This window comes from Neobacillus sp. NPDC058068, from assembly GCF_042885335.1.
Classification (GTDB): Bacteria; Bacillota; Bacilli; order Bacillales; family Cytobacillaceae; genus Neobacillus.
On record NZ_JBHVSI010000014.1, the window covers coordinates 148,900 to 173,242 of the forward strand.

General features: G+C 38.5%; 23 protein-coding genes, 8 tRNA genes, 1 rRNA gene, 1 pseudogene and 1 riboswitch. Of the genes and pseudogenes, 4 read left to right on the forward strand and 29 right to left on the reverse strand.

Going from position 1 to position 24,343, the window contains the following annotated elements; translation table 11 throughout:
- Nucleotides 1-10 precede the first annotated feature (10 nt).
- The 8 genes and pseudogenes from ACFVSW_RS17495 to ACFVSW_RS17530 all read right to left on the reverse strand — a co-directional run bounded on the left by ACFVSW_RS17495 (nt 11) and on the right by ACFVSW_RS17530 (nt 6,126).
- Entirely contained in the window at nt 11-286 is a 276-nt protein-coding gene (locus ACFVSW_RS17495; protein WP_387317932.1) for a hypothetical protein, read from the reverse strand.
- Entirely contained in the window at nt 286-999 is a 714-nt protein-coding gene (locus tag ACFVSW_RS17500; RefSeq protein WP_387317933.1) for a pirin family protein, read from the reverse strand. The genes ACFVSW_RS17495 and ACFVSW_RS17500 overlap by 1 nt, the downstream gene beginning before the upstream one ends.
- 186 nt (nt 1,000-1,185) lie before the next feature.
- A complete protein-coding gene (locus ACFVSW_RS17505; RefSeq protein ID WP_387317934.1) occupies nt 1,186-1,740 on the reverse strand; it encodes an NADPH-dependent FMN reductase in 555 nt (184 codons plus the stop codon).
- A gap of 405 nt (nt 1,741-2,145) precedes the next feature.
- Entirely contained in the window at nt 2,146-2,763 is a 618-nt protein-coding gene (locus ACFVSW_RS17510; protein WP_387317958.1) for an alpha/beta hydrolase, read from the reverse strand.
- Between the two features lie 32 nt (nt 2,764-2,795).
- Complete coding sequence (locus tag ACFVSW_RS17515; RefSeq protein WP_387317935.1) at nt 2,796-3,404, reverse strand: flavin reductase family protein; 609 nt, start codon at nt 3,402-3,404, stop codon at nt 2,796-2,798.
- A gap of 23 nt (nt 3,405-3,427) precedes the next feature.
- Nucleotides 3,428-4,366, reverse strand: coding sequence for a ring-cleaving dioxygenase (locus ACFVSW_RS17520; protein ID WP_387317936.1), 939 nt, complete (start codon nt 4,364-4,366; stop codon nt 3,428-3,430).
- A 117-nt stretch (nt 4,367-4,483) separates the two neighbouring features.
- Nucleotides 4,484-4,906: a MarR family winged helix-turn-helix transcriptional regulator gene (locus ACFVSW_RS17525; RefSeq protein WP_387317937.1), complete on the reverse strand. Its 423-nt coding sequence runs from the start codon at nt 4,904-4,906 to the stop codon at nt 4,484-4,486.
- A gap of 222 nt (nt 4,907-5,128) precedes the next feature.
- A pseudogene (locus ACFVSW_RS17530) lies at nt 5,129-6,126 on the reverse strand (NADP-dependent oxidoreductase).
- 405 nt (nt 6,127-6,531) lie between these two features.
- Between ACFVSW_RS17530 and ACFVSW_RS17535 the strand changes: the two are divergent.
- From ACFVSW_RS17535 to ACFVSW_RS17550, 4 genes are read left to right on the forward strand one after another with little or no spacing between them, the layout of a single operon-like run.
- Entirely contained in the window at nt 6,532-6,867 is a 336-nt protein-coding gene (locus ACFVSW_RS17535) for a PadR family transcriptional regulator (protein ID WP_387317959.1), read from the forward strand.
- The gene (locus ACFVSW_RS17540) at nt 6,861-7,211 is read left to right on the forward strand and encodes a DUF1048 domain-containing protein (protein ID WP_387317938.1); all 351 of its coding nucleotides are present in this window, start codon (nt 6,861-6,863) and stop codon (nt 7,209-7,211) included. Before ACFVSW_RS17535 ends, ACFVSW_RS17540 begins: the two co-directional genes overlap by 7 nt.
- Nucleotides 7,204-7,962, forward strand: a complete 759-nt coding sequence (locus tag ACFVSW_RS17545; protein WP_387317939.1) for an ABC transporter ATP-binding protein — start codon at nt 7,204-7,206, stop codon at nt 7,960-7,962. Before ACFVSW_RS17540 ends, ACFVSW_RS17545 begins: the two co-directional genes overlap by 8 nt.
- A 2-nt stretch (nt 7,963-7,964) precedes the next feature.
- Nucleotides 7,965-8,729, forward strand: coding sequence for an ABC transporter permease (locus tag ACFVSW_RS17550; RefSeq protein WP_387317940.1), 765 nt, complete (start codon nt 7,965-7,967; stop codon nt 8,727-8,729).
- A gap of 362 nt (nt 8,730-9,091) precedes the next feature.
- Here the strand turns inward: ACFVSW_RS17550 and ACFVSW_RS17555 are convergent, their stop codons facing one another.
- From ACFVSW_RS17555 to rrf, 21 genes are all read right to left on the reverse strand, one after another.
- The gene (locus ACFVSW_RS17555; protein WP_387317941.1) at nt 9,092-10,387 is read right to left on the reverse strand and encodes an NCS2 family permease; all 1,296 of its coding nucleotides are present in this window, start codon (nt 10,385-10,387) and stop codon (nt 9,092-9,094) included.
- A 154-nt stretch (nt 10,388-10,541) separates the two neighbouring features.
- Nucleotides 10,542-10,648, reverse strand: a riboswitch (purine riboswitch).
- Nucleotides 10,649-10,848: 200 nt separating this feature from the next.
- Nucleotides 10,849-11,625: a helix-turn-helix domain-containing protein gene (locus tag ACFVSW_RS17560; RefSeq protein WP_387317942.1), complete on the reverse strand. Its 777-nt coding sequence runs from the start codon at nt 11,623-11,625 to the stop codon at nt 10,849-10,851.
- Nucleotides 11,626-11,650: 25 nt separating this feature from the next.
- Nucleotides 11,651-12,226, reverse strand: a complete 576-nt coding sequence (locus ACFVSW_RS17565; RefSeq protein WP_387317943.1) for a LysE family translocator — start codon at nt 12,224-12,226, stop codon at nt 11,651-11,653.
- Between the two features lie 392 nt (nt 12,227-12,618).
- A complete protein-coding gene (locus ACFVSW_RS17570; RefSeq protein ID WP_387317960.1) occupies nt 12,619-12,873 on the reverse strand; it encodes a DUF3888 domain-containing protein in 255 nt (84 codons plus the stop codon).
- A 354-nt stretch (nt 12,874-13,227) separates the two neighbouring features.
- A complete protein-coding gene (locus ACFVSW_RS17575) occupies nt 13,228-13,665 on the reverse strand; it encodes a hypothetical protein (RefSeq protein ID WP_387317944.1) in 438 nt (145 codons plus the stop codon).
- A gap of 604 nt (nt 13,666-14,269) precedes the next feature.
- Nucleotides 14,270-16,072, reverse strand: coding sequence for a glutamine--fructose-6-phosphate transaminase (isomerizing) (glmS, locus tag ACFVSW_RS17580; RefSeq protein ID WP_387317945.1), 1,803 nt, complete (start codon nt 16,070-16,072; stop codon nt 14,270-14,272).
- Between the two features lie 475 nt (nt 16,073-16,547).
- The gene (gene glmM / locus ACFVSW_RS17585) at nt 16,548-17,897 is read right to left on the reverse strand and encodes a phosphoglucosamine mutase (protein WP_387317946.1); all 1,350 of its coding nucleotides are present in this window, start codon (nt 17,895-17,897) and stop codon (nt 16,548-16,550) included.
- A gap of 36 nt (nt 17,898-17,933) precedes the next feature.
- Nucleotides 17,934-19,169, reverse strand: coding sequence for a CdaR family protein (locus ACFVSW_RS17590; RefSeq protein WP_387317947.1), 1,236 nt, complete (start codon nt 19,167-19,169; stop codon nt 17,934-17,936).
- A complete protein-coding gene (gene cdaA / locus ACFVSW_RS17595; RefSeq protein WP_387317948.1) occupies nt 19,162-19,989 on the reverse strand; it encodes a diadenylate cyclase CdaA in 828 nt (275 codons plus the stop codon). Before cdaA ends, ACFVSW_RS17590 begins: the two co-directional genes overlap by 8 nt.
- Nucleotides 19,990-20,301: 312 nt before the next feature.
- Nucleotides 20,302-20,925 (reverse strand): zf-HC2 domain-containing protein, encoded by a 624-nt coding sequence (locus ACFVSW_RS17600; RefSeq protein ID WP_387317949.1) that lies wholly within the window; start codon nt 20,923-20,925, stop codon nt 20,302-20,304.
- An 18-nt stretch (nt 20,926-20,943) separates the two neighbouring features.
- Nucleotides 20,944-21,507, reverse strand: coding sequence for an RNA polymerase sigma factor SigW (sigW, locus tag ACFVSW_RS17605; protein WP_024030703.1), 564 nt, complete (start codon nt 21,505-21,507; stop codon nt 20,944-20,946).
- A gap of 213 nt (nt 21,508-21,720) precedes the next feature.
- The gene (gene rocF, locus ACFVSW_RS17610) at nt 21,721-22,620 is read right to left on the reverse strand and encodes an arginase (protein WP_387317950.1); all 900 of its coding nucleotides are present in this window, start codon (nt 22,618-22,620) and stop codon (nt 21,721-21,723) included.
- 875 nt (nt 22,621-23,495) lie between these two features.
- Nucleotides 23,496-23,568: transfer RNA gene (locus ACFVSW_RS17615), tRNA-Lys, on the reverse strand.
- Nucleotide 23,569: 1 nt separating this feature from the next.
- Nucleotides 23,570-23,644, reverse strand: a tRNA-Gln gene (locus tag ACFVSW_RS17620).
- 40 nt (nt 23,645-23,684) lie between these two features.
- Nucleotides 23,685-23,769 (reverse strand) — tRNA-Tyr (locus ACFVSW_RS17625).
- A 21-nt stretch (nt 23,770-23,790) separates the two neighbouring features.
- A tRNA-Thr gene (locus ACFVSW_RS17630) sits at nt 23,791-23,863 on the reverse strand.
- A 23-nt stretch (nt 23,864-23,886) separates the two neighbouring features.
- A tRNA-Val gene (locus tag ACFVSW_RS17635) sits at nt 23,887-23,962 on the reverse strand.
- An 8-nt stretch (nt 23,963-23,970) separates the two neighbouring features.
- A tRNA-Glu gene (locus ACFVSW_RS17640) sits at nt 23,971-24,045 on the reverse strand.
- Nucleotides 24,046-24,064: 19 nt separating this feature from the next.
- Nucleotides 24,065-24,137, reverse strand: a tRNA-Thr gene (locus tag ACFVSW_RS17645).
- A gap of 28 nt (nt 24,138-24,165) precedes the next feature.
- A tRNA-Asn gene (locus ACFVSW_RS17650) sits at nt 24,166-24,240 on the reverse strand.
- Nucleotides 24,241-24,249: 9 nt separating this feature from the next.
- Nucleotides 24,250-24,343: ribosomal RNA gene (gene rrf / locus ACFVSW_RS17655) — 5S ribosomal RNA — on the reverse strand; the annotation flags it as partial.

Genomic DNA, 24,343 nt, shown 5'->3' on the forward strand with positions numbered 1-24,343 from the left:
GCAACTTCTTTCATTGAGTCGGATAGACAGTTTTATAGTCTGCAAGGATTACCAATTGTTTTTCCTTAGATTGATATTTTATTTTTGCATCAGATGAGTAATACCAAATCTTTTCGTTTTCCTTTACTTCAAATATATTTAACTCATCCTGAAAATCCAAAATTCCCGAAGCAGTTTCCACATCAACAGGCAGCGAGATCTGCCAGTGGCGGTCTTTTTTTTCAATAGTGTATATATTAGTTTGACATAGCAATCGGCTGCCTATAGAATGACGAATCATTATCATTAAAATTCGCCTCCAGGTAAATCAATTAATAAAAAGAAACTATCTTGATTTCCCTGAATGGTAATTTCATGGGTATCAGTGATTCGAGCAGCGTCCCGGGACTTTAAAATGGAATCCTTATTTATTAATATTTCCCCCTCTATGTTAAAGACATAAATCTTCCTGCCTGCTTCCTGTTGAAAGTTAAGTGTCTTCTTTTCTTCTAGCTTTGATAAATAAAGGGTTAAATCTTGATGGATTTTAGCCACCCGATCTGAGCTGGTACGGGATATTACCGGTAATAAGTGATTATGTAATTGTTCAATATCATATGAAATGTCTTCATAGGACGGTATTAGCTTCTTTTCATTAGGTAAAAACCATAACTGTAAGAATTGTACTTCTTCCTGATTGGACGCGTTAAATTCGGAATGAAGCACACCAGTTCCGGCACTTATACGCTGAATGTTCCCATGGATAATAATTCCAGCATTTCCTAAGTTATCTTCATGTTTAAGCTGCCCCTTCAATACAATCGAAACAATTTCTGCTTCACGATGCGGATGAATCCCAAAGCCTTTTCCCGGCTGAACGGTGTCGTCGTTAAAGACACGTAACGGACCAAATTGGAGATTAGAAGAATCATAATATTCACCAAAGGAAAAACCTAGATTACTCTCCAGCCAATCATTTTTTACAGTGTAGCGTTTACCTGCAGGATAAAGTTCAATCAACTCTTTCCACTCCTTAGCTTAAATTTATTTAAAGGTTTTCCAGCGTAATTAATTAGTTATCAATTCTTTCTTTCAAAACAAAAAAAGTTGGAATATATAACCGGATTTCTTCAGCTATATGCTCCAACTCTTTCTTACTTCTGCTAGAGTTCATTTCATATTCTTTGGTTTAAAAGTCAAAAGTTTTTACGATTGATATTTCTTAATCAAATCAACAAACGCATCTGCGAAAGATTGTAAGAATTGAACAGTTTTTTCATCTTTAATTTTGCCGTTTTCATCTAATAACGCAGCAACATTGCCAATATAAGCTTCCGGCTGTTGAACGATTGGCATATTTAAGAAAACAAGTGATTGACGTAAATGATGGTTTGCACCAAATGCGCTCAAATTACCAGGAGATTGGCTGATAATGGCTGCAGGTTTAGCATTCCATACACTTGCTCCATAGGGGCGTGATCCTACATCTAGCGCGTTTTTTAATACAGCTGGAACAGAACGATTATATTCAGGAGTTACAAATAAAACAGCATCGATTTCTTTCATCGTATTTCTAAAGGTGGTATATTCTGCTGGAGCATTGTTTTCATCATCAAAATCTTGATTATATAAAGGGAGATTTCCGATTTCTACAATTTCCGTTTCATATCCTTCAGGAAATAAAGCAGCAACATTCGCTGCAATTTTTTTTGAAAAAGATTCTTTCCGCAGACTACCAAGTAAAATTCCAATTTTCGGCATTTAACATCTTCCTTTCTTCCAACAAATATTTTTAATTCAAGATAATCGTAACCGAGATAAATTTTATTGTCAAAAAAAAGCATTTCGAACAGATAATCTTTATTTTGAAGCTTTATATAAAGAATTCGAAAAAGTCCTGATTGCTGAAGATTTAATAGTTAAGCTAATCGAAAGATTTGGCTGTGTTAAAAGTGAATGTTGATTTCCGTTCCAGGCGCGAGCGGTTCGCGGGGCGGGCGGTGAGCCTCCTCGGCGCTAAAGCGCCTGCGGGGTCTCACCTGTCCCGCTGCTCCCGCAGGAGTCTCGCGCCTTCCACTCCAATCAACATTGTGCTCAAAATCAACAATGTTCTTTAAAACAGCCTTCTTTTTAAATCTATTTCAACATTAAGCAGCTCTTTTTAACTCATTTGAATCTTTGTGAATTTTGATACCAAGTCGCAGCGGCTTCGACTTCTTGCCTTGTTAATTGATGACCTCGGTCCTCCCAATGAAGTTCTACCTTTGCATTAGCCTTTTCCAATAAAGATTGTAATTCAGCCGATTCCAATGGTGAGCAGATCGGATCATTTGTCCCAGCTGCTATAAACACCGACTTGCCAGATAGATCAGGGAGCTCAATTCCCTTTCTCGGTACCATTGGATGATGAAGAATCGCACCTTTTAAGGCATTTTGATAATGAAATAATAAACTTGCTGCTATATTGGCTCCATTTGAGTATCCTATTGCGATAATATTATCTCGGTCGAAACCATACTTTTCCGCTGCTTCATCTAGAAACTCATTTAATTCTTTTGTTCGAAAAATTAGATCTTCTTCATCAAAGACACCTTCTGCTAATCTGCGGAAAAACCGAGGCATCCCATTTTCTAATACATTCCCACGAACGCTTAATACATTTGCTGCATCATCGATCATTCCTGCAAGTGGCAGCAGGTCTAATTCATTGCCGCCAGTACCATGAAGCAATAATAACGTTGGTTTTGTTGGATCTTGTCCTTTATTGAATATGTGTTTCATAATTTATCTCCCTCCAGAAATGGGTTTTTTACTAACTATTTAGGTCTTTCTATTTCAAAAACTTCACCAATTTTGGCGTAATTATTTCCCGCCAATCGACTTACAGCAGCTAAGCCCCTAGGGTCAATTCTTCCATTTTCATAAATATCGCTTTCGATATGAAATTGAACAACTTTTCCTATAATCAGCTCACACCCCGGAGTACCCGAGCCTCCCAATTCTAAGGAATGCTCTAATGAACATTCCATTCTAATTTTCGCTTCCTTAACTCCAGGAACTGCTATTTTTATGCTTTCTACTGGAGTTAAGTTAGCTAACTCAATCTCACTTTGATCAGGTGGAAGGTTTGCCGCTGTTTTATTTATTTTTTCAACATTTTGGTCATCAACAATATGAACCACGAATTGCTTGGATTCGATGATGTTTCTTGCTGTATCCTTTTGTCTCCCCGCTGAGCGTTGAATTGATAATGAAATCAATGGTGGATTGGATGACACGATATTAAAATAACTAAATGGTGCCCCATTTAAAACGCCGTCTTTCGAAATGGTTGTGACGAAAGCAATTGGCCTGGGTATGATGCTGCCGATTAGAAATTTATAATTTTCTCTTTCAGACAATGAGGCTGGATCAATTGAAAGCAAAGAAATCATTCCTTTTCGTGAAATCAGTCTAGTTTTCTTACTTCAAACGGTAGCAATGCTCGTTCAATTTGTGCTCTATGAGGCTCATACTGTTCAGGCAGCTTCAAATTTTCACCCATAGTTTCATGTGATTCATCATGAGCGAACCCTGGAGGATCAGTTGCGATTTCAAATAGGATTTCCCCATGCTCTCTGAAGTAAATGGCATTAAAGTAGTTCCTATCTTTTACAGGTGTTACTCCATAGCCTTTGGATGCCACATATTTTTGCCAATCCAATTGATCTTCGTCATCAATCGCCCGCCATGCAATGTGGTGAACTGTGCCCACACCCATTTGTCCACGTCCCATAGGAGTTAATTTAAGGTCGATAATATTTCCGATTTCCGCAGTGGAACTGAAACGTGCTAAGTCTCCTTCTTTTCCGACTAATTCTAGTCCCATTACTTTTTCTAATAAATCAGCCGTTTTGTTAGGCTGGGTTGATAATAGAGTTGCTCCACCAAAGCCTTTAATAGCAACTTCAGGTGTTACATCGCCGAAAGTCCAATTGTTGATTTCTCCTTCTTCTCTTTCAACAATTTCTAGGTGAAGACCATGTGGATCATCAAATTCCAAATATTGCTCTCCAAAGCGTTCCATTTTAGTAAAAGGAATGTTGAACTTTTTTAGTCTATTTTCCCAAAATTCCATGGCACCCTTCGGAACAACATAAGATGTTACTCCTACTTGACCGTCTCCAATAATTCCTTGTCGAGCTCCTGCCCATGGAAAAAATGTGATAATTGTTCCTGGCTTTCCACCTTCATTACCGAAATAAAGGTGATAGGTGCCTGGATCATCAAAATTGACAGTTTGTTTTACCAGTCGTAATCCTAATACACCAGCATAAAAATCTACATTTTCCTGTGGGTGTCCTACGATAGCCGTAATATGGTGAATGCCCATTGTTTTTTTGCTCATTTTTTACACTCCTTTTTCATGTAACTTCGAATTTTTTCAAAGAGCTTGATACCTTATTTTGTCCCTGTTTGATATTTTTTATCTCTAATTCGAGATATCAGTTAAAAAAAATGAAATTTAAGCATTATTCCTTACTTTTTTCAAAAGCTGCGCCAATGTCTCAACCTCATCAGAATTTAATGAATCAAACATATGATTAATGACCTCATGATATTTCGGCATGATTTCGTTCATCAATTCATTTCCATCAACAGTTAATGTTACATGTATCGCTCTGCGATCATCTGGACAGGCATTTCTGTTTAATAAACCTCTTTGTTCTAACTTATCTATAACATAGGTCATCGAACCACTTGAGATTAATATACAATTTCCAATTTGTTGAATCGTTTGTTTCCCTTTTTGGTGAAGGACTTCTAAAACAGAAAATTCCGTAATACTCAACTTGTTTTTTGTCATTTCTTGCTTTATTCGTTCATGAATTACTTTCGATGTTTGCATTAATTCCAGAAAGGGCAAATTGTTGCATCTCTTCTCCATTTATTTCACCCCCCTGATAATCTTGAATTAAAGTATCTTGAATATGAGATAATGATAATACTTATAACTTTATTTGTCAATAGCATTTAATTTTCACTAACCTTTTTGAAGAGGAGCCCCCGTGGACAAGGGGCATTTATTAATAAGTAATTTCTGTAATCAAATCAAAAAAAGACACAATCCTAAAATTAGAACGACTTCACTAATGTGACGAGAGGCTACTTATTTTATTCTTAATACAATTTTTCCTTTTGCTCTACCTGATTCAGAGTACTCTATCGCCTTTTGAGCTTCCTCAAATGGGTATTCACGATCAATAACAGGAATAATTTTTTCAGATTCAATTAGCTGAGTAATGATTTTTAACTGTTCACCACTCGGTTTCATAAACAAATAGGTATATCTAACATTACATTGCTTCTCTAGCTTTGTTATTTTATGAGTAGCAATTCGGAATAAATTGGTTTTAAGAAAACCTGAACCATATTCTTTTCCAAAACGGGCATTGGGTAAGCCTGCAATAGAAACGATTTGTCCACCTGATTTCACGATTTTAAATGCTTTTTTCAAAGTTTCTCCACCGATTGTATCGAATACTCCATCATAGTTGTGTAAGATTTCATCAAATTGTTCAGTCTTATAATCTATAATCTGATCCGCGCCTAAAGACTTTACTAATTTAAACCCAGCTTCGCTTGCAGTCGTTACAACATAAGCATTCATTGCTTTCGCAAGTTGTATTGCAAAGGTACCAACCCCTCCAGCCCCAGCTGGAATGAACACTTTTTGTCCAGCGGTTACTTGTAAAATATCATGTAACGCTTGATAAGAGGTAAGCCCGACTAAAGGAATGGAAGCTGCTTCAACAAAAGATAGGTTTTGTGGCTTTAAAGCAATAGCACTCTCAGCGATTGCGATATATTCTGCAAAAGTTCCTATTCTACCCTTTGCAGCTCGACCGTAAATTTCATCGCCTACCTTAAACTTTTTTACTTTTGAACCCACTTGTTTAATAACACCAGAAAAATCATTCCCTAAAATAAGTGGCATATGATATTTTTTAACATTCGTACTTTGCCATCTCTTATTTTAAAGTCGACTGGATTGATACTTGCCGCATGTATTTCTGCCAGTACGTCATTTTCTCCAACCGTCGGAATGGGCATGTCAGCCAGTTTAAGTGGGTACTTCCCATATTTTTCAATAATCATTGCTTTCATAAAATCAAACCCTTTGCTAAGTTTTTGGTTGAACATTACGTTAATAGGTTATGGTATTATCCTAAATTCTTTTAGGAATGAATATTCATCAACCAAGGATGATAGCATTTATTTATAAAATCTTTGCTGCTTTCAAAGCCTTATGAACCACGAGTGAATACAAGTAAAATTTACTAGCTCCTTAGACTCTTCTATAAACCCTCATTCCGAATATATATAAGATGATTGTATCATGATCACTATTTTTCTCCTCAACATCTACAACAAAAACACAACTGCAACCCCACCATTTTAAATTTAGAAATTTTTTCAATTTACACTTGACACCCCCGCTACTCAGTAGTACGATATACCTGTACTCGGTAATACTGAATACCAGTATTACTTATTAGTTAGGAGGTGTATATTACGGATAACTTGACTGAATTGCTAAAAGGTGTGTTGGAAGGTTGTGTCCTCGAAATTATCAGCCGTGGAGATACTTATGGCTACGAAATTACCCGGCGTCTGAATGATTTAGGCTTTACTGAAGTTGTCGAAGGTACTGTTTACACCATTTTGGTTCGGCTGGAAAAGAAAAAGCTGGTGAATATTGAGAAAAAACGTTCGGAAATGGGTCCACCTCGTAAGTTTTATTCATTAAACGATGCTGGGCATGAAGAATTACAACAATTTTGGAAAAAATGGAATTTCGTATCTTCAAAAATGAATAGCTTAAAGGGGGAAAAACAAAAATGTTAGAGATTCTAAAAAAATTAGTTGGAGATAAAAAAGAGTATAAACAAATGATGGCAAGGGTAGAAAAACTGCCTGCGGATTATCAATTCGTCTATAAAAAAATCCAAGGATATATGTGGAATTTTGCAGCAGGAAATGGTTATGATATGTTGAAAATTCAATATGAATTAATTGATTTATTTGAAGCCGGCGCAGCAGATGGCAAACAAGTTTTGGAGATTACTGGCGAAGACGTTGCTTCCTTCTGTGATGAACTATTGGAAAATGCCAAAACTTACACCGCTAACTGGCGGAAGAACCTAAATGAAAGCATCATGAAAGAATTGGGAGGGAAAAAAGATGAGTAATCTTGCTGTTTCAGTAAGAGGACTTGAAAAATCCTACAAAAATGTCCCAGTATTAAAAGGTGTGGATTTTGAAGTAAAAAAAGGCAGTGTTTTCGCTTTATTAGGCTCAAATGGTGCCGGTAAAACCACTATTATAAAAATTTTAACAACTTTACTGCAAGCAGATAAGGGTAAAATTGAAGTTTGCGGTGCCAATCTTCAAACAAACCCACAACAAGTACGAGAGAAAATCAGCCTAACCGGACAAAATGTGGCGGTAGATGATATTTTGACAGGGCGGGAAAATCTCGACCTTGTAGCAAAACTTCGCCACTTGCCTGATCGAAAAAAAGCTGTGGAGGAAAGCCTATATCGTTTTGATTTACTAGAAGCTGGCGATCGAGCTCTTGCTACTTATTCAGGCGGTATGAAACGACGCTTGGATTTAGCAATGACAGTACTTGGCTCACCGGAACTTGTTTTTCTTGATGAGCCTTCTGTCGGACTTGACCCGGAAGCACGTTTGGCTTTGTGGGATGTGATTCGTGATATGGTGAAAGCTGGTATTACCGTTTTTCTCACTACCCAATATTTAGAAGAAGCCGAACAACTAGCTGACTGCATTGCTATTTTGCATGAAGGAAAAATTCTCGTACAAGGCACAATGGATGAACTAAAAGCAATTCTTCCACCTAAAAAAGTGGAATACGTGGAAAAACAGCCGACACTTGAGGAAATCTTCCTCGCTATCACTGCAAAGAAAGGAGAATAGTCATGAGCGGAAAACATTTTTTCAGCGATACTTTTACCATGAACAGACGGGTGATGAAACATTCACTCCGAAGTGTTGACACGATTATCACAACGATTCTCATGCCGATTATGCTTATGCTTGCTTTTGTCTATATTTTCGGTAGTGCCATGACAATGGATAAAGTTGATTATGTGAATTTTATTGTACCCGGTGTATTGCTTATGTGTATTGGAATGGGGATTTCCTATACAGCAGTCCGAGTGAATACAGATATGACTAGAGGGATTTTTGACAGATTCCATTCCATGCCAATCGCCAGATCATCCATATTGGGAGGGCATGTCATCTCAACTTTGCTATTAAACTTATTATCAGTTGTTGCGGTGATTCTCATTTCTTTTCTCATGGGATTCCGTCCTCACGCTGATTTTGTGGAATGGCTACTAGCAGCGGGTATGATACTGCTCACCATTTTCGCTTTCACTTGGATGGCAGTAGCATTCGGGCTTATGGCAAAATCTTATGAAGGTGCGAGCGTGTTCTCTTATCTGCTAATAGGGCTGATGTTTGTAAGTTCCGCCTTTGTTCCGACAAATAATATGGGTAGCGGGCTTCGGGCTTTTGCCGAAAATCAGCCGATGACACCACTTGCCGGAAGTGTGCGTTCCTTGTTAGAGGGACAACCGGATTCTAGTGCCATTGTTACAGCTGTTATCTGGTTAGTGGGAATCTCTATTTTGTTTTATGTGATTGCGATGAAGGTTTATAAACAACGAATGAAATAACTTGCTAGGATGTATCGTGTTGCACTATATATGAAAATTCATCAACCAAGGCTGATAATCTACTCCAATACTAGAACCGCTACCTTGTTTAATCCACTTTTCTATTTCAGATCTTCTTCTTCTTTTGGACTTAAAAACGCCCCTTTAGACAAAAATATCCAAAGGGGCAAAACATTGCAACTTTTTTATAAACGATACAGCTTTGTTCAAAACGATACATCTTTTAATAAATGGTACGCCTTGTGGCAGCTTATTCTGCCCTGATTCCCTGCTGGTCGGAAACCGACTATGTGGCTGTTGGTACCGACTTTTTAGCATGGGAGCCAACTATAAGGCAGGGAGATAAATTCTCTTTCCTAAAGCTACACGATAAAAGCAAAGTATAGAATGAATAACAAACAAAGCACATACATTATTGGATGAATTTCTTTAAAACGCTTTTGTACTACTAAACAAAGTGGATAAAGAACAAAACCAAATGCAAGACCTATTGCCACACTAGAAGTGAGGGGCATCATGATAATCGTTAAAAAGGATGGAATTGCAATCTCCAACTTATTCCAGTTGATTTTACTTATTTCCATTACCATGAATGTCCCCACAATAATTAATGCAGGTGCTGTAACTTCCAATGTAATAACGGAAAGCATTGGTGAAAAGAACAAAGCAATCGTAAAACAAGCAGCAATAATGACAGCAGTAAAGCCTGTTCTTCCTCCGACAGCAATACCAGCGGAAGATTCAACACTCGTAGCAGGTGTGGATGTTCCCAATATAGCTCCAACTGCACCAGCGGAAGAATCAGCAAGTAATCCTTTTCCTATATTTGGAATAGTATTACCTTTCATCATTCCCGCTTGACTGGTAAGTGCAATTAATGCACCAGCCGTATCAAAAAAGGCAACAATTAAAAAAGTGAAGATAACTGCCATTATTTCAGGGGTGAAAATCTCATTAAAATGGGAAAACACGACACCAAATGTTGGTTTAATGCTCGGTATACTTCCAACAATGGTTGAAGGAACATGAATTAATCCGACAATCATTCCAATAATCGTTGTAATTATCATCGCATAGAAAATTCCTCCATTTATTCCACGTACTAACATAACAATCGTAATGACAAGGCCAATAATAGCTAGAAAGGTCGTAGGTGAGGTTAAGTTTCCAATGGAAACAAATGTATCTGGATTGGAAATAATAATCCCTCCATTTTTTAACCCAATAAATGTGATGAAGAATCCAATTCCAGAAGCTATTGCATGTTTTAAATCCAGTGGAATGATATTAATAATTTTCTCTCGGATTTTCATTAAACTTAATAACATAAAAATGATTCCTGCAATAAAGACACCGGTCAAAGCGACTTGCCATTTTATTCCCATCCCAATACACACAGAAAAAGTGAAAAATGAATTCAATCCCATACTTGGTGCAATTGCGATTGGGTAGTTAGCAAGCAAACCAATAAGTAGTGTACCGATGATAGCAGTAAGAGCTGTTGCAGTAAATACAGCCCCACTATCCATCCCAGCTTGGCTTAGGATAAGTGGATTTACAACTAATATATAGGCTATGGATAGGAAGGTTGTCAGTCCTGCTAGTGTTTCCTGCTTAAAGGAAGTATTCCGTTCTGTAAATTTAAAAAAGTTTCTCATGTTGTAATCTCCTATTCTGCTAAATTAAAGAATGAACGGGAATGATTCCGAGGTTAGTTTTCCAGCCAATTCATTTTATTATTCCCTTGAAATTAAAAAAACTTTGGCCACAGTTTAGCCAAAGTTTTTTTCTACAAAACGGAATATAAAATATCATTTATTTCCCATTCCTTGTAGACAAGCTATTTATATTTATGGTAGCTGGTAGAAACTTTCAAGCCGTATTCTTGAATTTATACAAGGTATATCTATTCTTTTAAAAACAATAGGAGAATGATAACAAGTTTAATTTAGAACGTCAATAGAATATAGTATAAATTGAAGGTGGAAAAATATTGGAGAAAAGAGCGAAAAAGTCGAAAAGATACTTTTTCCAGCAAGGAAGAAAATTTGCAACTGTTGGCTTTCGCTCTTCTGCAATACCTATCAAACCTGAGGCCAGTTGTTCTATTAAACTCTTCTCAATGTAGATGTAACATATATTCAAATGCCGTTATTCCATATACTCTTTTAAAGTGCTTATTTAAATGAGTTAAATCAACAAAACCACATTCAGCTACTGCTGCATAAATATCTAGATTTTTATCTATCAATTGCTTGGCTCGTTCGATCTTGCAGTTAAGAAAGTATTGGTATGGGGTAATCCCAGTATGAGACTTGAACAATCTGATAAACTGAAATTTTGATAGATTAAGCTCTTTACTAATCTCGTCAAGTTTAAGTACATTTCCTAAGTCAGAATAAAGCATATCTTTTGCTTTTCTAATTAGACTGTTATCTTTCTGAACATCTGCTGAAAGATCTGTTTGAATAAGGCTATCTGTGAGGGAGAAGAGTAATTCACTGCACAACGCCTCATCTTTTTCGCTTAGTATTGCCTTAGCTAGACTTAATACTCTTTGTTCAAGTCTATCATCATACACAATCGGGGTCCTAAATAATACAATATCCTTTTTCCGACTAACCTCTAAAAGCAATTGTGGATCAATATATAGCATCACATAATCAAGGCCTGCCTCATCATGTGCCATTCCGTCATGTGCCTGTTCTGGATTAAAAAGCATCACACCATTCGGATAGGATAATTGTAAACCGCCATTCAAGTTATAATGTTGAATACCACGCAGTGTTACTCCAATTGCATACTCCTGATGAGAGTGCTTTTTATATTTAAAATCAGTGATATTAGCCGACAACGCCGTAATATCTGCTGCCTTTTTATAGATAAATTTATCCACTTCATTCACCTCTTTACACACTACCCTATACCCAGATCATGATGGTAGCATAAACTAAACTTAGGGCCATTATGACATTTACAACCCTTTTATGCTTTTGTAAAAACTGCTTGAAGATGGCACCGAAAAGAACCCATGTAATAAATGCTAAAAATCCGATGATTGTTATAACAATAACACTTATTGACAACTCAGGCATGTCAGTATAATAGGGCAAAACAAAGCTAGGAATGACAGTCAGTGTAAATAATACTACTTTGGGATTTAAAAACTGCATAAGGAAGCCTGAAGCAAAAGTGCCAGTTTTGTTGTCAGTTGGTTCTGATGAATCCATTTTGTAGATTTGATAAGAGAGATATAACATATAAATGGTTCCGATCATTTGCATACCAATTAAAATTTTTGGAATGACAGTTATCAGCACCGTATTCAACAAAGCAGATATACCAAGTAATAAACCAAATGCAATCGTTGCTCCATACGTATATTCCATTGCTTTTTTTGATCCATAATTATGTACTGTGGTTAATATGACGATATTCGTAGGTCCCGGAGTAAAAGTCACAATAAAACAGTAGATGATAAAAGATGTAATATCCATGATAAAAACTCCTTTCAGGCGTTCTCATATTAATATACATCTAAAAATTGTATGGGATATAGTATATTATTGCAGGATTGAAATCCGCAGGAAGGGCGAAGAGGGATTAGCCTATAAAAGTTTTCTGCTGCTTCTTTTACTTCTGGAGGCAACGCAGAGGCAGATATACCATCTTGAGTTTTCATATTAATATTTAAATCCTCAAATGTGCATTTTCAATCACTCCTCAAAATTCCTAAAGGACGATATGCTATTTCAGGAACAAAACCACCATAAAATTAGTCCAATTACTACCACCATCTTTTATAACATCAATATCTACTACCGTAGCAGCCATTTGTTATGTAACGGACAATAGCAAAAAGACACCCTTTTACTAAGGATGAATGCATTCAGTTTTCGTTTGGCTTTAACCTTCTGCTTTTGACATCAATAGCCCGCCACTCCATACTATATTTATTACTAAAAGTGATAGTCACTAAATCATATGGGAAATCGTGAGCACCTTCAAATGTTGTTAGCTGCACGGTGACATTAAAGTAACGGTAGGTTTTGTGTTCTACCTTCTCTTTGATTTGGAGAATCTGTTGGCAATAAAACTGTTTTGGTTTGCCAAAATGTTTTTCGATTGCTTTGTGGGTAGAAATAGCAAATTGAGGATTATATCATCACGCAACTGTACATCATTTTTAGTTACGGTTTCGGCTTGAACGGGAGAAAAAGAGAAAAGAGTTAGGCAGGCAATCAATATTAACAGGCTTTTTTTCATAAAGAACCTCGCTTAAAGACTTTTTCTCATCTTTCCCAATGTAGAAATGATTGATGCGAATTAAATACAAACATTTTCATAGAAGCATTTTAATAAAAAAGACCCAATCCTAAAATTGATTAGGTCTTACCTGTTCATTTTTTACATAAATGTTGTTTGACAATTTTATGTCAGTTCCCGACTTTGTTGTCATTCAACACCATGATAAAGCGTCGTTATAATAATAACAGTATTAATTTTTTGATGGTTGAGCGACATGGAATAAGCTTGCGAAAAATGTCAAACCAGCAACAATTGGAGCGATTCCAAAGGAGTTTATTTTTAACATCAAGAACGAGATATCAGCACCAAAGGAAGAATCCGAGGGTGTATTTGAAACAAAAGTGAAAACGACAGGCATATAAAACGTAACAATAAGGCATGGAACGGTTACACACAGAAATAAAGATGGATTAAATTTAAACGACCATCCCTTTACGAAAAGTAAAGAAATATATAAGCCAAATATGAATGGTACTGTTCCATGAAACCAAAACAATGGTAATACCTTGAATGTGCTATCAACTTTTTGTTGGATTGCCTGTTGAAACTCATAACCAATGAGCAATAATCCAAATAAACCTACAACCCATAATAACTTCAAACCCCATATTAACCACTTGTGACGCATAATGAAACCTCCCTTTATCATTATATATCTATTTTAACATGAATAAGCCACCCCCCTCCCAAAAATAGGTAAATATGGATTGAATCGAAAATTATAATGCGACAAATTTAGTTCATTTTTTAAAAAAGAAAAACCCATAGACAATATGAAAAAAAGGATGCCAAATGACATCCTTTTTTCTTATTTATTTCCATTGTTTATACCGTCAATTTATTTGCCAAAATATATGCCAAAATAAATTTTCCACCTTCTAACTGAACCCGTTTAAAAAATATTAGCCTACCTTTTCCTATTTCAAATATTTTCTGCAAAATCCTTACTAAAAAGACTCAACCCCGAAATCGGATTGAGTCTTACTTGATCAGTTTTCTTACATAACCGCCGTTAAGTCGGTTCCCGACTTTTTTGTCTTTCAACAATAGAATCATTTTAATAAAAAAAGACCCAATCCTAAAATGGGATTGGGTCTTACCTGATCATTTTTTACATAAATGTTGATTGACAATTATTAGTCAGTTCCCGACTTTTTTGTCCAGTATCCAACTTTGTTGTCGAGTACCCGACTTTGTTGTCATTTACCAACATGGCCAACTGTCCCATATTCCTACTCCACAGTCACCGATTTCGCAAGGTTACGTGGTTTGTCGACGTCGCAATCGCGGTGTAAGGCTGCATAGTAGGCAATTAATTGCAGTGGTATGACAGAGATAAGCGGTGTTAATAATTCATGTACTTCTGGGATGACGAAGCTGTCTTCGTCCATATTTAGACCCTTCATCGAAATGATGCATGGGTTTGCTCCGCGGGCAACGACTTCTTTAACATTTCCGCGAATACTTAAGTTGACGCTTTCTTGAGTAGCTAGAGCAATTACTGGTGTCCCTTCTTCAATTAAAGCGATGGTACCATGCTTTAATTCTCCGCCGGCAAAACCTTCCGCTTGGATATAAGAGATTTCTTTTAGCTTTAGGGCACCTTCTAAGCTTACATAATAGTCAACACCACGGCCAATGAAGAAGGCGTTGCGTGTTACCGATAAAAATTCTCTTGAAATATGCTCGAACAACTCTTTTGAATCACAAAGAACTTCCATTGCGTTTGCAACAATACCAAGCTCATGCATAAGATCAAAATCGACGTCAATGCTCTTGCTTTTCGCCGTCACATCAGCCAAAATAGCTAAAACCGCTAACTGTGCTGTATAGGCCTTTGAAGAAGCAACCGCAATTTCAGGTCCTGCATGTAACAATAGAGTATAATCCGCTTCACGTGAAAGAGTCGATCCAGGAACATTGGTAACCGTTAATGTACGATAGCCCATTTCTTTCACTTTAACAAGTACGGCACGGCTGTCCGCCGTTTCACCGCTTTGGGAGATGAAGATAAACAACGGCTTCTTCGTTAGAAGCGGCATGTTGTAAACAAATTCACTGGCAATGTGAACTTCAACCGGAAGTTTCGCGATGCTTTCAATGAACTGTTTGCCAACAAGACCGGCATGATAAGAAGTTCCAGCAGCAATTATATATACACGATCAGATTCGTTCATAGCGCTGATGATTTCAGGGGCAATTGTTAATTCCCCTTGCTCATTTTGATACATTTGAATGATCTTACGCATTACAAGCGGCTGCTCATCAATTTCTTTTAGCATATAGTGCGGATACGTACCCTTTTCAATGTCACTGGCATCAAGTTCAGCTGTATACGGCTCACGGCTCATGATTTCACCGTTAAGATTTTGAATCGTTACCTCATTCTTTGTGATGATAACTATTTCTTTGTCCATTAATTCTACGTATTGGTCAGTCACTTGCAGCATCGCCATCGCGTCACTAGCAACTACATTAAAGTCATTACCTAGACCCACTAGAAGCGGGCTTTTATTTTTTGCAACAAAAATGGTGTCATTGTTCTGTTCATCTAAAAGGGCAAGAGCGTAAGAACCATGTAGAAGGGTGAGGGTTTTACGGAACGCTTCTAAAACCTCTAGTCCTTCCTGAACAAACAGCTCAATTAGCTGAACAATGACTTCCGTATCTGTTTCACTGATAAAGGTAACGTCTGTTAAATATTCACGCTTTAAAATGTCATAGTTCTCGATCACGCCGTTATGAACAAGCGTAAAGCGTTCAGAAGTGCTTTGATGAGGGTGAGAATTCACTCTGCTTGGCACACCGTGTGTTGCCCAGCGTGTATGGCCAATTCCGATGTTTGCCATAACATCCCCATTAACAATTTCGCGTAAATCCGCAATGCGGCCTTTTTCTTTAAAAACATGAATGCCGTTTTCGTTTTTAAGGGCAATACCCGCCGAATCATAGCCTCTATATTCAAGTTTTTCTAAACCTTTTAGTAAAATGTCTTTCGAGTCGTCCTGTCCAATATATCCAACAATTCCACACATTTTTTGTGTCCTCCCTAATACAGGGGGCAAGGTGCTTATGGGGCGTACTTGCCCCCTTATCTCTGTTTTTTTTGTAAGGTATCTGTCTATACCTGTTTAAACATTATGTTTAGTATGCGCATTTTCTTCTCTTTGTGCACAGAGTTGCCTCTATGTTTTAAAGAAGAAATTTTCGGTTGTGCGTCCCCAACCGGGAGGTATCCGCCGAATTTTCGATAAACCTCCACCTCGTCAACTAATCAAACCGTCTGATGATTAGTTCAGGCGCTTTTAAAATACTGATTCTTCCTGCTACCCTCCTTTCAAAGAATCCTATCAAATACTGCTTTAAAATAGCAAAGCAGATTAATCTTACATGATTTGTCAGTGGTCCGTCAACAAAAAAGATAAATGTTAATACTTTGTTCAAAAACCATTCATAATATAATATGCATAAGGGATTGGAATCGTTCCCTTATGCATATTTGAGAAAAGATTATTCCTTTAATTCCATTTCTTCTTTCACAATTGTGACGATACGGTTCACATAGGATTCACATAGTTCTTCCGTTGAAGCCTCTGCCATAACGCGGACAAGCGGTTCTGTTCCTGATGGGCGGACAAGGATTCTCCCGTTCCCGGCCATTTCCGCTTCTACCTGGTCAATAATCTCTTTTACTCGAGGATTATCGGTCACATGATGCTTATCCGTTACTTTCACATTCACAAGCTTTTGCGGGAATTTTTTCATTTCGCCAGCAAGCTCTGACAACGGCTTCCCAGTAGCCTTCATGATATTAACTAATTGCAGCCCAGTTAATAAACCGTCACCTGTCGTGTTATAGTCCAAGAAAATGATATGACCTGATTGTTCGCCGCCTAGAATATAACCATTTTTCTTCATTTCTTCGACAACATAACGATCACCAACCGCTGTTGGTACACTATGGATGGCATAATTCTCAAGCGCTTTATAAAAACCAAGGTTGCTCATGACAGTTGAAACAATCGTATTTTGCTTTAAACGACCGTTTTCTTTCATGTATTTGCCGCAAATATAAAGGATTTGGTCGCCATCAACAATATTTCCCTTTTCATCAATTGCAATCAAACGGTCGCCATCGCCGTCAAAGGAAAGTCCGACATCAGCCCCCTTCTCCTTCATCATTGCAGCAAGTGCTTCAGGATGAGTCGAACCGACACCTGCATTGATATTTAATCCATTTGGTGAGGCACCCATTGTTGACAGGTCTGCATCCAAATCAGCAAATAAATGCGTTGCAAGCGAAGATGTTGCCCCGTGTGCACAATCCAAAGCAATATGGATGCCAGAGAAATCTTCCTCAACAGTATTTTTCAAGTATTGCAGGTATTTTTGCCCGCCTTCAAAATAATCCATCACCTGACCAAGGTCTTCACCGGTTGGACGAGGTAATTGATCCTCTGGCAAGTCAATTAGTTCCTCGATTTCGTCCTCTTGCTCATCGGAAAGCTTAAATCCATCAGAGCCAAAAAATTTAATCCCATTATCGGCCACTGGATTATGTGAGGCTGAAATCATTACGCCTGCCTGGGCTCCTAACGCTTTGGTCAAATAAGCGACACCAGGAGTTGATATAACTCCGAGGCGCATGACTTCTGCCCCAATCGATAGCAAACCTGCCACAAGCGCCCCTTCCAGCATATGTCCGGATATCCGCGTATCACGGCCGATTAGTACCTTTGGACGATTCTTATCTTTCGTTAACACATATCCGCCAAAACGGCCTAATTTAAAGGCTAGCTCAGGGGTTAATTCGCTATTTGCTACTCCTCGCACCCCATCGGTACCGAAATATTTTCCCATTATAAAAATCTCTCCTTCAACATAAATTGCTGGATATTAGGCATTAGTTTTTGAAATTGTAATTTTTGCCTTCGCTTTATCAGGTTTCCAATTCACATTTGGCGGACCTTCCACCTGAATATTTACTTCATGGTCCCCCTCCGATAGACTAGTCAGATCAATATAGACTGAAAAGTCATCAGGCTTCAAAGAGCTTAATGCTGCGGTTGGACCATTTATTAATAAATTTATCAACTGATTTTCCGGGTCATTTATCTCCGCTTGATAATCTTCGGATAAGCCCTGAATTTTTACCGGAATACCCGAAAGGGTCTTCTCATCCTGCTTATTGACATTGACCACCACAGTTACTTTTACCGTTTGCGGGCTGACCTTGGTAATCCCATTTGAGATGATCACAGGTAAAGTAAGGGTTGTATTCTCGGTAATTTTACTAATATCTACTTCCACCCGGACATTTTCCGTCGTCTTCAGCACATCTTCTTGTCCCATAATAGTCGCTTCATTTGTATCAAGTTCTATCGATTGAATCGTAACACCCTCTTGGGCTGTTCCTTTTCTCACAATATTAATTGGAACGGTCTTGGTGATACTTTTTACAGGAATCGTAACCTTAACTGTCTTAGGTTCCACCACGACATTTAACTTATTTAAATCTTTGTCTAGAACTTGGATTGGAGCTTCTTTAGTAATGGATTCTTTCAGTTTACCTTTCCCATCAATGGTGGCCTTTACATAGGAAATTCGGTCAATCACACTTTTAGCACCGGTAATTTTCACTTTATTTGGCTCTACAACAGGCTGCCCTGCGGAATAGCCCTCTTCTATCTGACCTGAATTAAACTCTGCCTCGACTTTGAATTCCTTAGTAATTTTCTCTTGAACTGTTACGGTCACACTGTCTGGGCTTAAGGTTGCAGACAATTTATCAGATAAATCTCGTATTTTTAGTTTCACTTTCTGTTTGCCGATCTTTGCATTTTTCAAATCGAGATAAACCTCGAAGTTCTTTGATGCCTTGGCTGCCTGAACGTGGGTTTTCGGTCCTTTTAAAGTTATATCGATTGTACTGGGAATTCCGGACACGACTAAATTCTCCACATCATAATAAACTGTTACAGGAACATCCGTTATTGTTGCTGTCGATTGTTCGCCCGGTACATAGACATCTGTAATCTTCTTGCCTGTATGTGGTACCGAAGAATATAAGAGCACAGCTAATAACAAAGCAAGGATTTTGATAAACCAAGGATTACCCATCCATTTATCCATTATTCTTTCCCCTCCAGTTCCAACGAGCGGAAGAAGCCTGTTTCGTTTTGTTATTGATTAATAATTCGCTTGTCAGTAATTCTTTCAATCCCTCTGTATTTACATCGCGATGAAGTTCGCCGTTCTTTGTAAGTGAGATATTTCCCGTCTCTTCTGATACGACGACGGTTATACTATCCGTGACCTCACTTATTCCTAATGCCGCCCGATGCCTTGTTCCCAGTTCCTTGGAGATAAATGGGCTTTCCGATAACGGAAGATAGCAGGCTGCAGCCGCGACATTATTTCTTTGAATAATCACAGCTCCATCATGAAGCGGTGTATTCGGGATGAAAATATTAATCAACAGTTCCGAAGAAATGGTCGAGTTTAATTGGATACCGGTTTCTATGTAATCACTCATGCCCGTTTCTCTTTCAATCGATATTAAAGCTCCAATGCGGCGCTTTGCCATATAATCCGTTGCTTTAATGATCGCTTCAACAGCTTTTTCCTGATCATCGTCATCCGGATTACTGCTTCTCGAGAAGAATCGTCCCCTCCCTAACTGCTCAAGGGCACGACGCAGTTCAGGCTGAAAAATAATAATAATCGCAAGAAACCCGTATGTTATCACTTGCTCCATCATCCAGCTTAACGTTTGTAAGCCGAGAAACTCACTGACAACTCTGACAAGAAGAATGACCAATATACCTTTTAGTAACTGGACGGCCTTCGTTCCCTTTATCACGTTAATCAGCTTATAAATGACATACCACACGAGGACAATATCAACAATACTAGCTAAATACTTCCATATTGTGAAATCAGCAAACGGCATTGTTTTTCCTCCGTAACTTTCTAAAAACGTAGATTGAATACAACTTACTCATTATAACATAAATACTCCATGTACTTATTATATCTATCTCCCAAAAATTAATTAGGAGTTATATACTACTATAAACTATAGAAAATTATTCAGAGAACCATCCCTGCCAATAAAGGCGGTGTGAGCAAAGCAAAGCCTAACTAAATCAAAGTGTTTTTTGTACTTCTCCCACTACTAATGGATTATCTGGTCCCTTATGCGGCGCTCCGCCCCTTTTCCATAAAAAAACAAATCACTCGTTAAAGAAGAGTGATTTGCCATTTATTCGGTTTCCGGCTGATCGAAGATATCAATGACTTCTTGTGCCGTCTTCTTCATATGATACCAAACCCAGTCGAAGACCTCATTAACTTCATCAATTTGCCCGGTTACACGGCCCGCAGAAGCCAGATATTTTTCTCCATTAATGACCGTCACATTGCCTTTAATTTCACCTTCAATTTCCAACTTTCCATTTCGAACAATGACATCGCCATTGACGGTTTCTCCTTTAGGAACAATGACAGTATTGTTTTTAACAACTAAGTTTTTTTGCTTGGAAACGGAAAATTCCCGGTCCTGATTCCAAGTGGAATATAAGCTTCCCATCATTAATACCAAGAATAGCGAGGCGGCCGCCAGCATTGGATGATTTTTCAGCCACCGCCCCAATTTAACCTTCTTCTTCTCCTTAGGTAATCGGGAAAGGACATTAGCCGTGAAATTTTCTGGTGCCTGCATATGTGAAATGCTTTTTACGAAAGCAATCGTCTTTTTTAATTCATTGAAAATTGTTTCACACTCTTTACAAGTTTGGAGGTGATCTCTTAATATTCGTTCCTTATCGGGTTCGATTTCCTCGTCTAAATATTCGTGCATTAGTTCGATGATTTGTTCTGGACACATATTTTGTTTCACCTCTTATCACACATATTGTAATTGTTGTCTTAAAGCTTCCCGGCCGCGGTGAATTCTTGTTTTTACTGTTCCTAAAGGTAAATCAAGAATTTCACTAATTTCATTTAAAGACAACTCTTCAATATATTTTAGTACAATGGCGGATCGATATTTTTCAGGCAGTTTTAATATTTCCTTCTGGATTGTTTCATGAAGCTCTAAACTTTCCACCTCGTTTTCTGGCAGCGGCGTCTTGTCGGGAATCTGCGAGTACATCGTTAACCCCTCTGTTCCTGCCACTTCTGCATCTAAATAATAATCCGGTTTCTTTTTTCGAATTCTGTCAATACAAAGATTGGTTGCAATTCGAAAAAGCCAAGTCGAAAACTTTAAATCTTGGTTAAAGGTATGGATATTAACAAAAGCTCGGATAAAAGCTTCCTGTGCCATATCCTCTGCTTCATGCCGGTTCCCAAGCATTCGAAAACACAGCTGATAGACACTGTTTTTATATATTTCAACGATTTCACCAAAGGCATTTTGATCACCTTTAATGACTTGTTTAATTCTCTTTTTTACAATAGCTTCCATTAAGTTTCCTCAGCTCCAATGCTGCTATACGATAATACGAATCGCTAGCAAAAAGGTTTCGCTTTAAACGAAAAATTTATCGACACCCTTAATATTAACAAATATTTACTAACGTGGTGAAATAATAAGATTGAAGATTTTTTGGTTTGGAGGAAAGTATTAAGAGGTCATGAAAAAAACAGCTGCTTTTTATGGACGCAGCTGCTTTTTTGTTTATAATAATTTTTCACCGAATAATGAACCCATTAATCCAACAGCTATAGAGGCTGTTTTATTCTTTTCGTCTAAAATTGGATTAACTTCCACAAATTCAGCTGATGTTATGATTTTTGCTTCTTCCAGCATTTCCATAGCCAGATGGCTTTCCCTGTAGCTAATGCCGCCAATTACAGGTGTTCCAACTCCGGGCGCATCATTTGGGTCTAAGCCATCCAAATCAAGTGAGAGGTGGACGCCATCGGTTCTATCCTTAAAATAGGCAATCGTTTCTTCCATTACCTTCGCCATGCCCATACGATCAATTTCATGCATCGTATAAACTTTAATTCCTGTTTCTTTAATTAGAGCTCTTTCGCCTTCATCCAGCGACCTTGCTCCAATAATAACTACATTCTCTGGCTTTACTTTTGGAGAATAGCCTCCAATCTCTGTTAATGCCGGGTGCCCTAATCCAATGCTGGCTGCTAACGGCATCCCATGAATATTACCGGAAGGGCTTGTCTCAGCTGTATTCAAATCACCATGAGCATCATACCAGATTACGCCAAGATTCTTATAGTGTTTCGCAATACCAGCTAATGTTCCAATCGCAATGCTGTGATCTCCTCCGAGTACAAGAGGAAATGACCCAGTTTGAATAGCTTCATCTACCTTTTTTGCAAGTAATTCATTTTTTTCAGCAACTAAATCTAAATTTCTTAAATTTGATTCTTTATCAACGACCACTTCTGGTCTGCCAATTGGTATATCACCTAAATCGTGGATATCATCAAATAGCGGCTTAAGTCGTTCATTAATTCCAGCATAACGGATGGCACTCGGCCCCATATCAACCCCGCGCCGCATTTGCCCTAAATCCATTGGCATCCCAATAATCGATAATTTATTGCTCATAGTAAATTCCCCCCAACCCCTTTATATCTACTATTTTAACCGCTTACATAGAAATGACTCAACTCGACAAAGTTGTGTATATATATGCGTTAGGATAGTCGGGACCTCATGGATTGAACTCTCATGTGATGCGGGGGAAATGTCTTTTTGATGGGCTCTATTGGACAAAACCTGAGGAAAAAAGCAGCTGGCCGGGCATTGTGATCAAAACCCAGAAAAAAGAGGAGGTTCGGGAACAAAGGGAGGCTTATTGTGACTAAAACCCAGGAAAGAGAGGCGGTTCGGGCACAAAGAGAGACCTATTTTGACCAAATCACAGAAAAAAGGAGCGGTTCAGGCACAAAGAGGGGCTTATTGTGACCAAACCTCAGAAAATAGGAGCGGTTCGGGCACAAATAGAGGCTTTTGTGACCAACCACTTCATGAGAAAAATAAACAAAACGGGCTCCCATGAGGGTTATTGGCGACCGCTTTATAAGAGCGATTCATACAGCCCTTTTCGTAGGAAACCAAGTCGTAACGGTTCATAAGAGCGGTTCATAAAGCCCTTTTCGTAGGAAATCAAGTCGTAACGGTTCATTAGAACGGTTTATACAGCCCTTTTCAAAGGAAACCAAGTCATAACGGTTCATAAGAGCGGTTCATATAGCCCTTTTCAAAGGAAACCAAGTCGCATCGGTTCATAAGAGCGGTTCATACAGCCCTTTTCGTAGGGAACCAAATCGTAACGGTTCATTAGAACGGTTCATACAGCCCTTTTCAAAGGAAACCAAGTCATAACGGTTCATAAGAGAAAGTCTAAAATTTTGTAAACCACTTCCAAAAATCCACAAAATAAAAACCTAGGGATAAATTTCCCTAGGTTAACATTTTTATGAGCCATGAAGGACTCGAACCTTCGACCCTCTGATTAAAAGTCAGATGCTCTACCAACTGAGCTAATGGCTCATGGCTGGGCTAGCTGGATTTGAACCAACGCATGTCGCAGTCAAAGTGCGATGCCTTACCGCTTGGCTATAGCCCAATAATATAATTAGTTTGTCCAGTTTTTTTAAAAATATGAATGGTGGAGGGGGACGGATTCGAACCGCCGAACCCGGAGGGAGCGGATTTACAGTCCGCCGCGTTTAGCCACTTCGCTACCCCTCCATATTCAATTAAAAAACAAGGTGCCGGCGAGAGGACTTGAACCCCCAACCTACTGATTACAAGTCAGTTGCTCTACCAATTGAGCTACCCCGGCAAAAAGTTGAAATAAGATTTTTATGGTGGAGGATGACGGGATCGAACCGCCGACCCTCTGCTTGTAAGGCAGATGCTCTCCCAGCTGAGCTAATCCTCCAAAATATATGGTGACCCCTACGGGATTCGAACCCGTGTTACCTCCGTGAAAGGGAGGTGTCTTAACCACTTGACCAAGGGGCCATAATTATTAAAATAGGTAAGCTTCCAAGCGGGCTCGAACCGCTGACCTCTTCCTTACCATGGAAGTGCTCTACCTACTGAGCTATGGAAGCATAGCTGAATTTCTTGATGTAATAAAAGTGGCTCCGCAGGTAGGACTCGAACCTACGACCGATCGGTTAACAGCCGATAGCTCTACCACTGAGCTACTGCGGAACAATATGAGCCTGGCAGCGTCCTACTCTCACAGGGGCGCCTGCCCCAACTACCATCGGCGCTGAGAAGCTTAACTTCCGTGTTCGGTATGGGAACGGGTGTG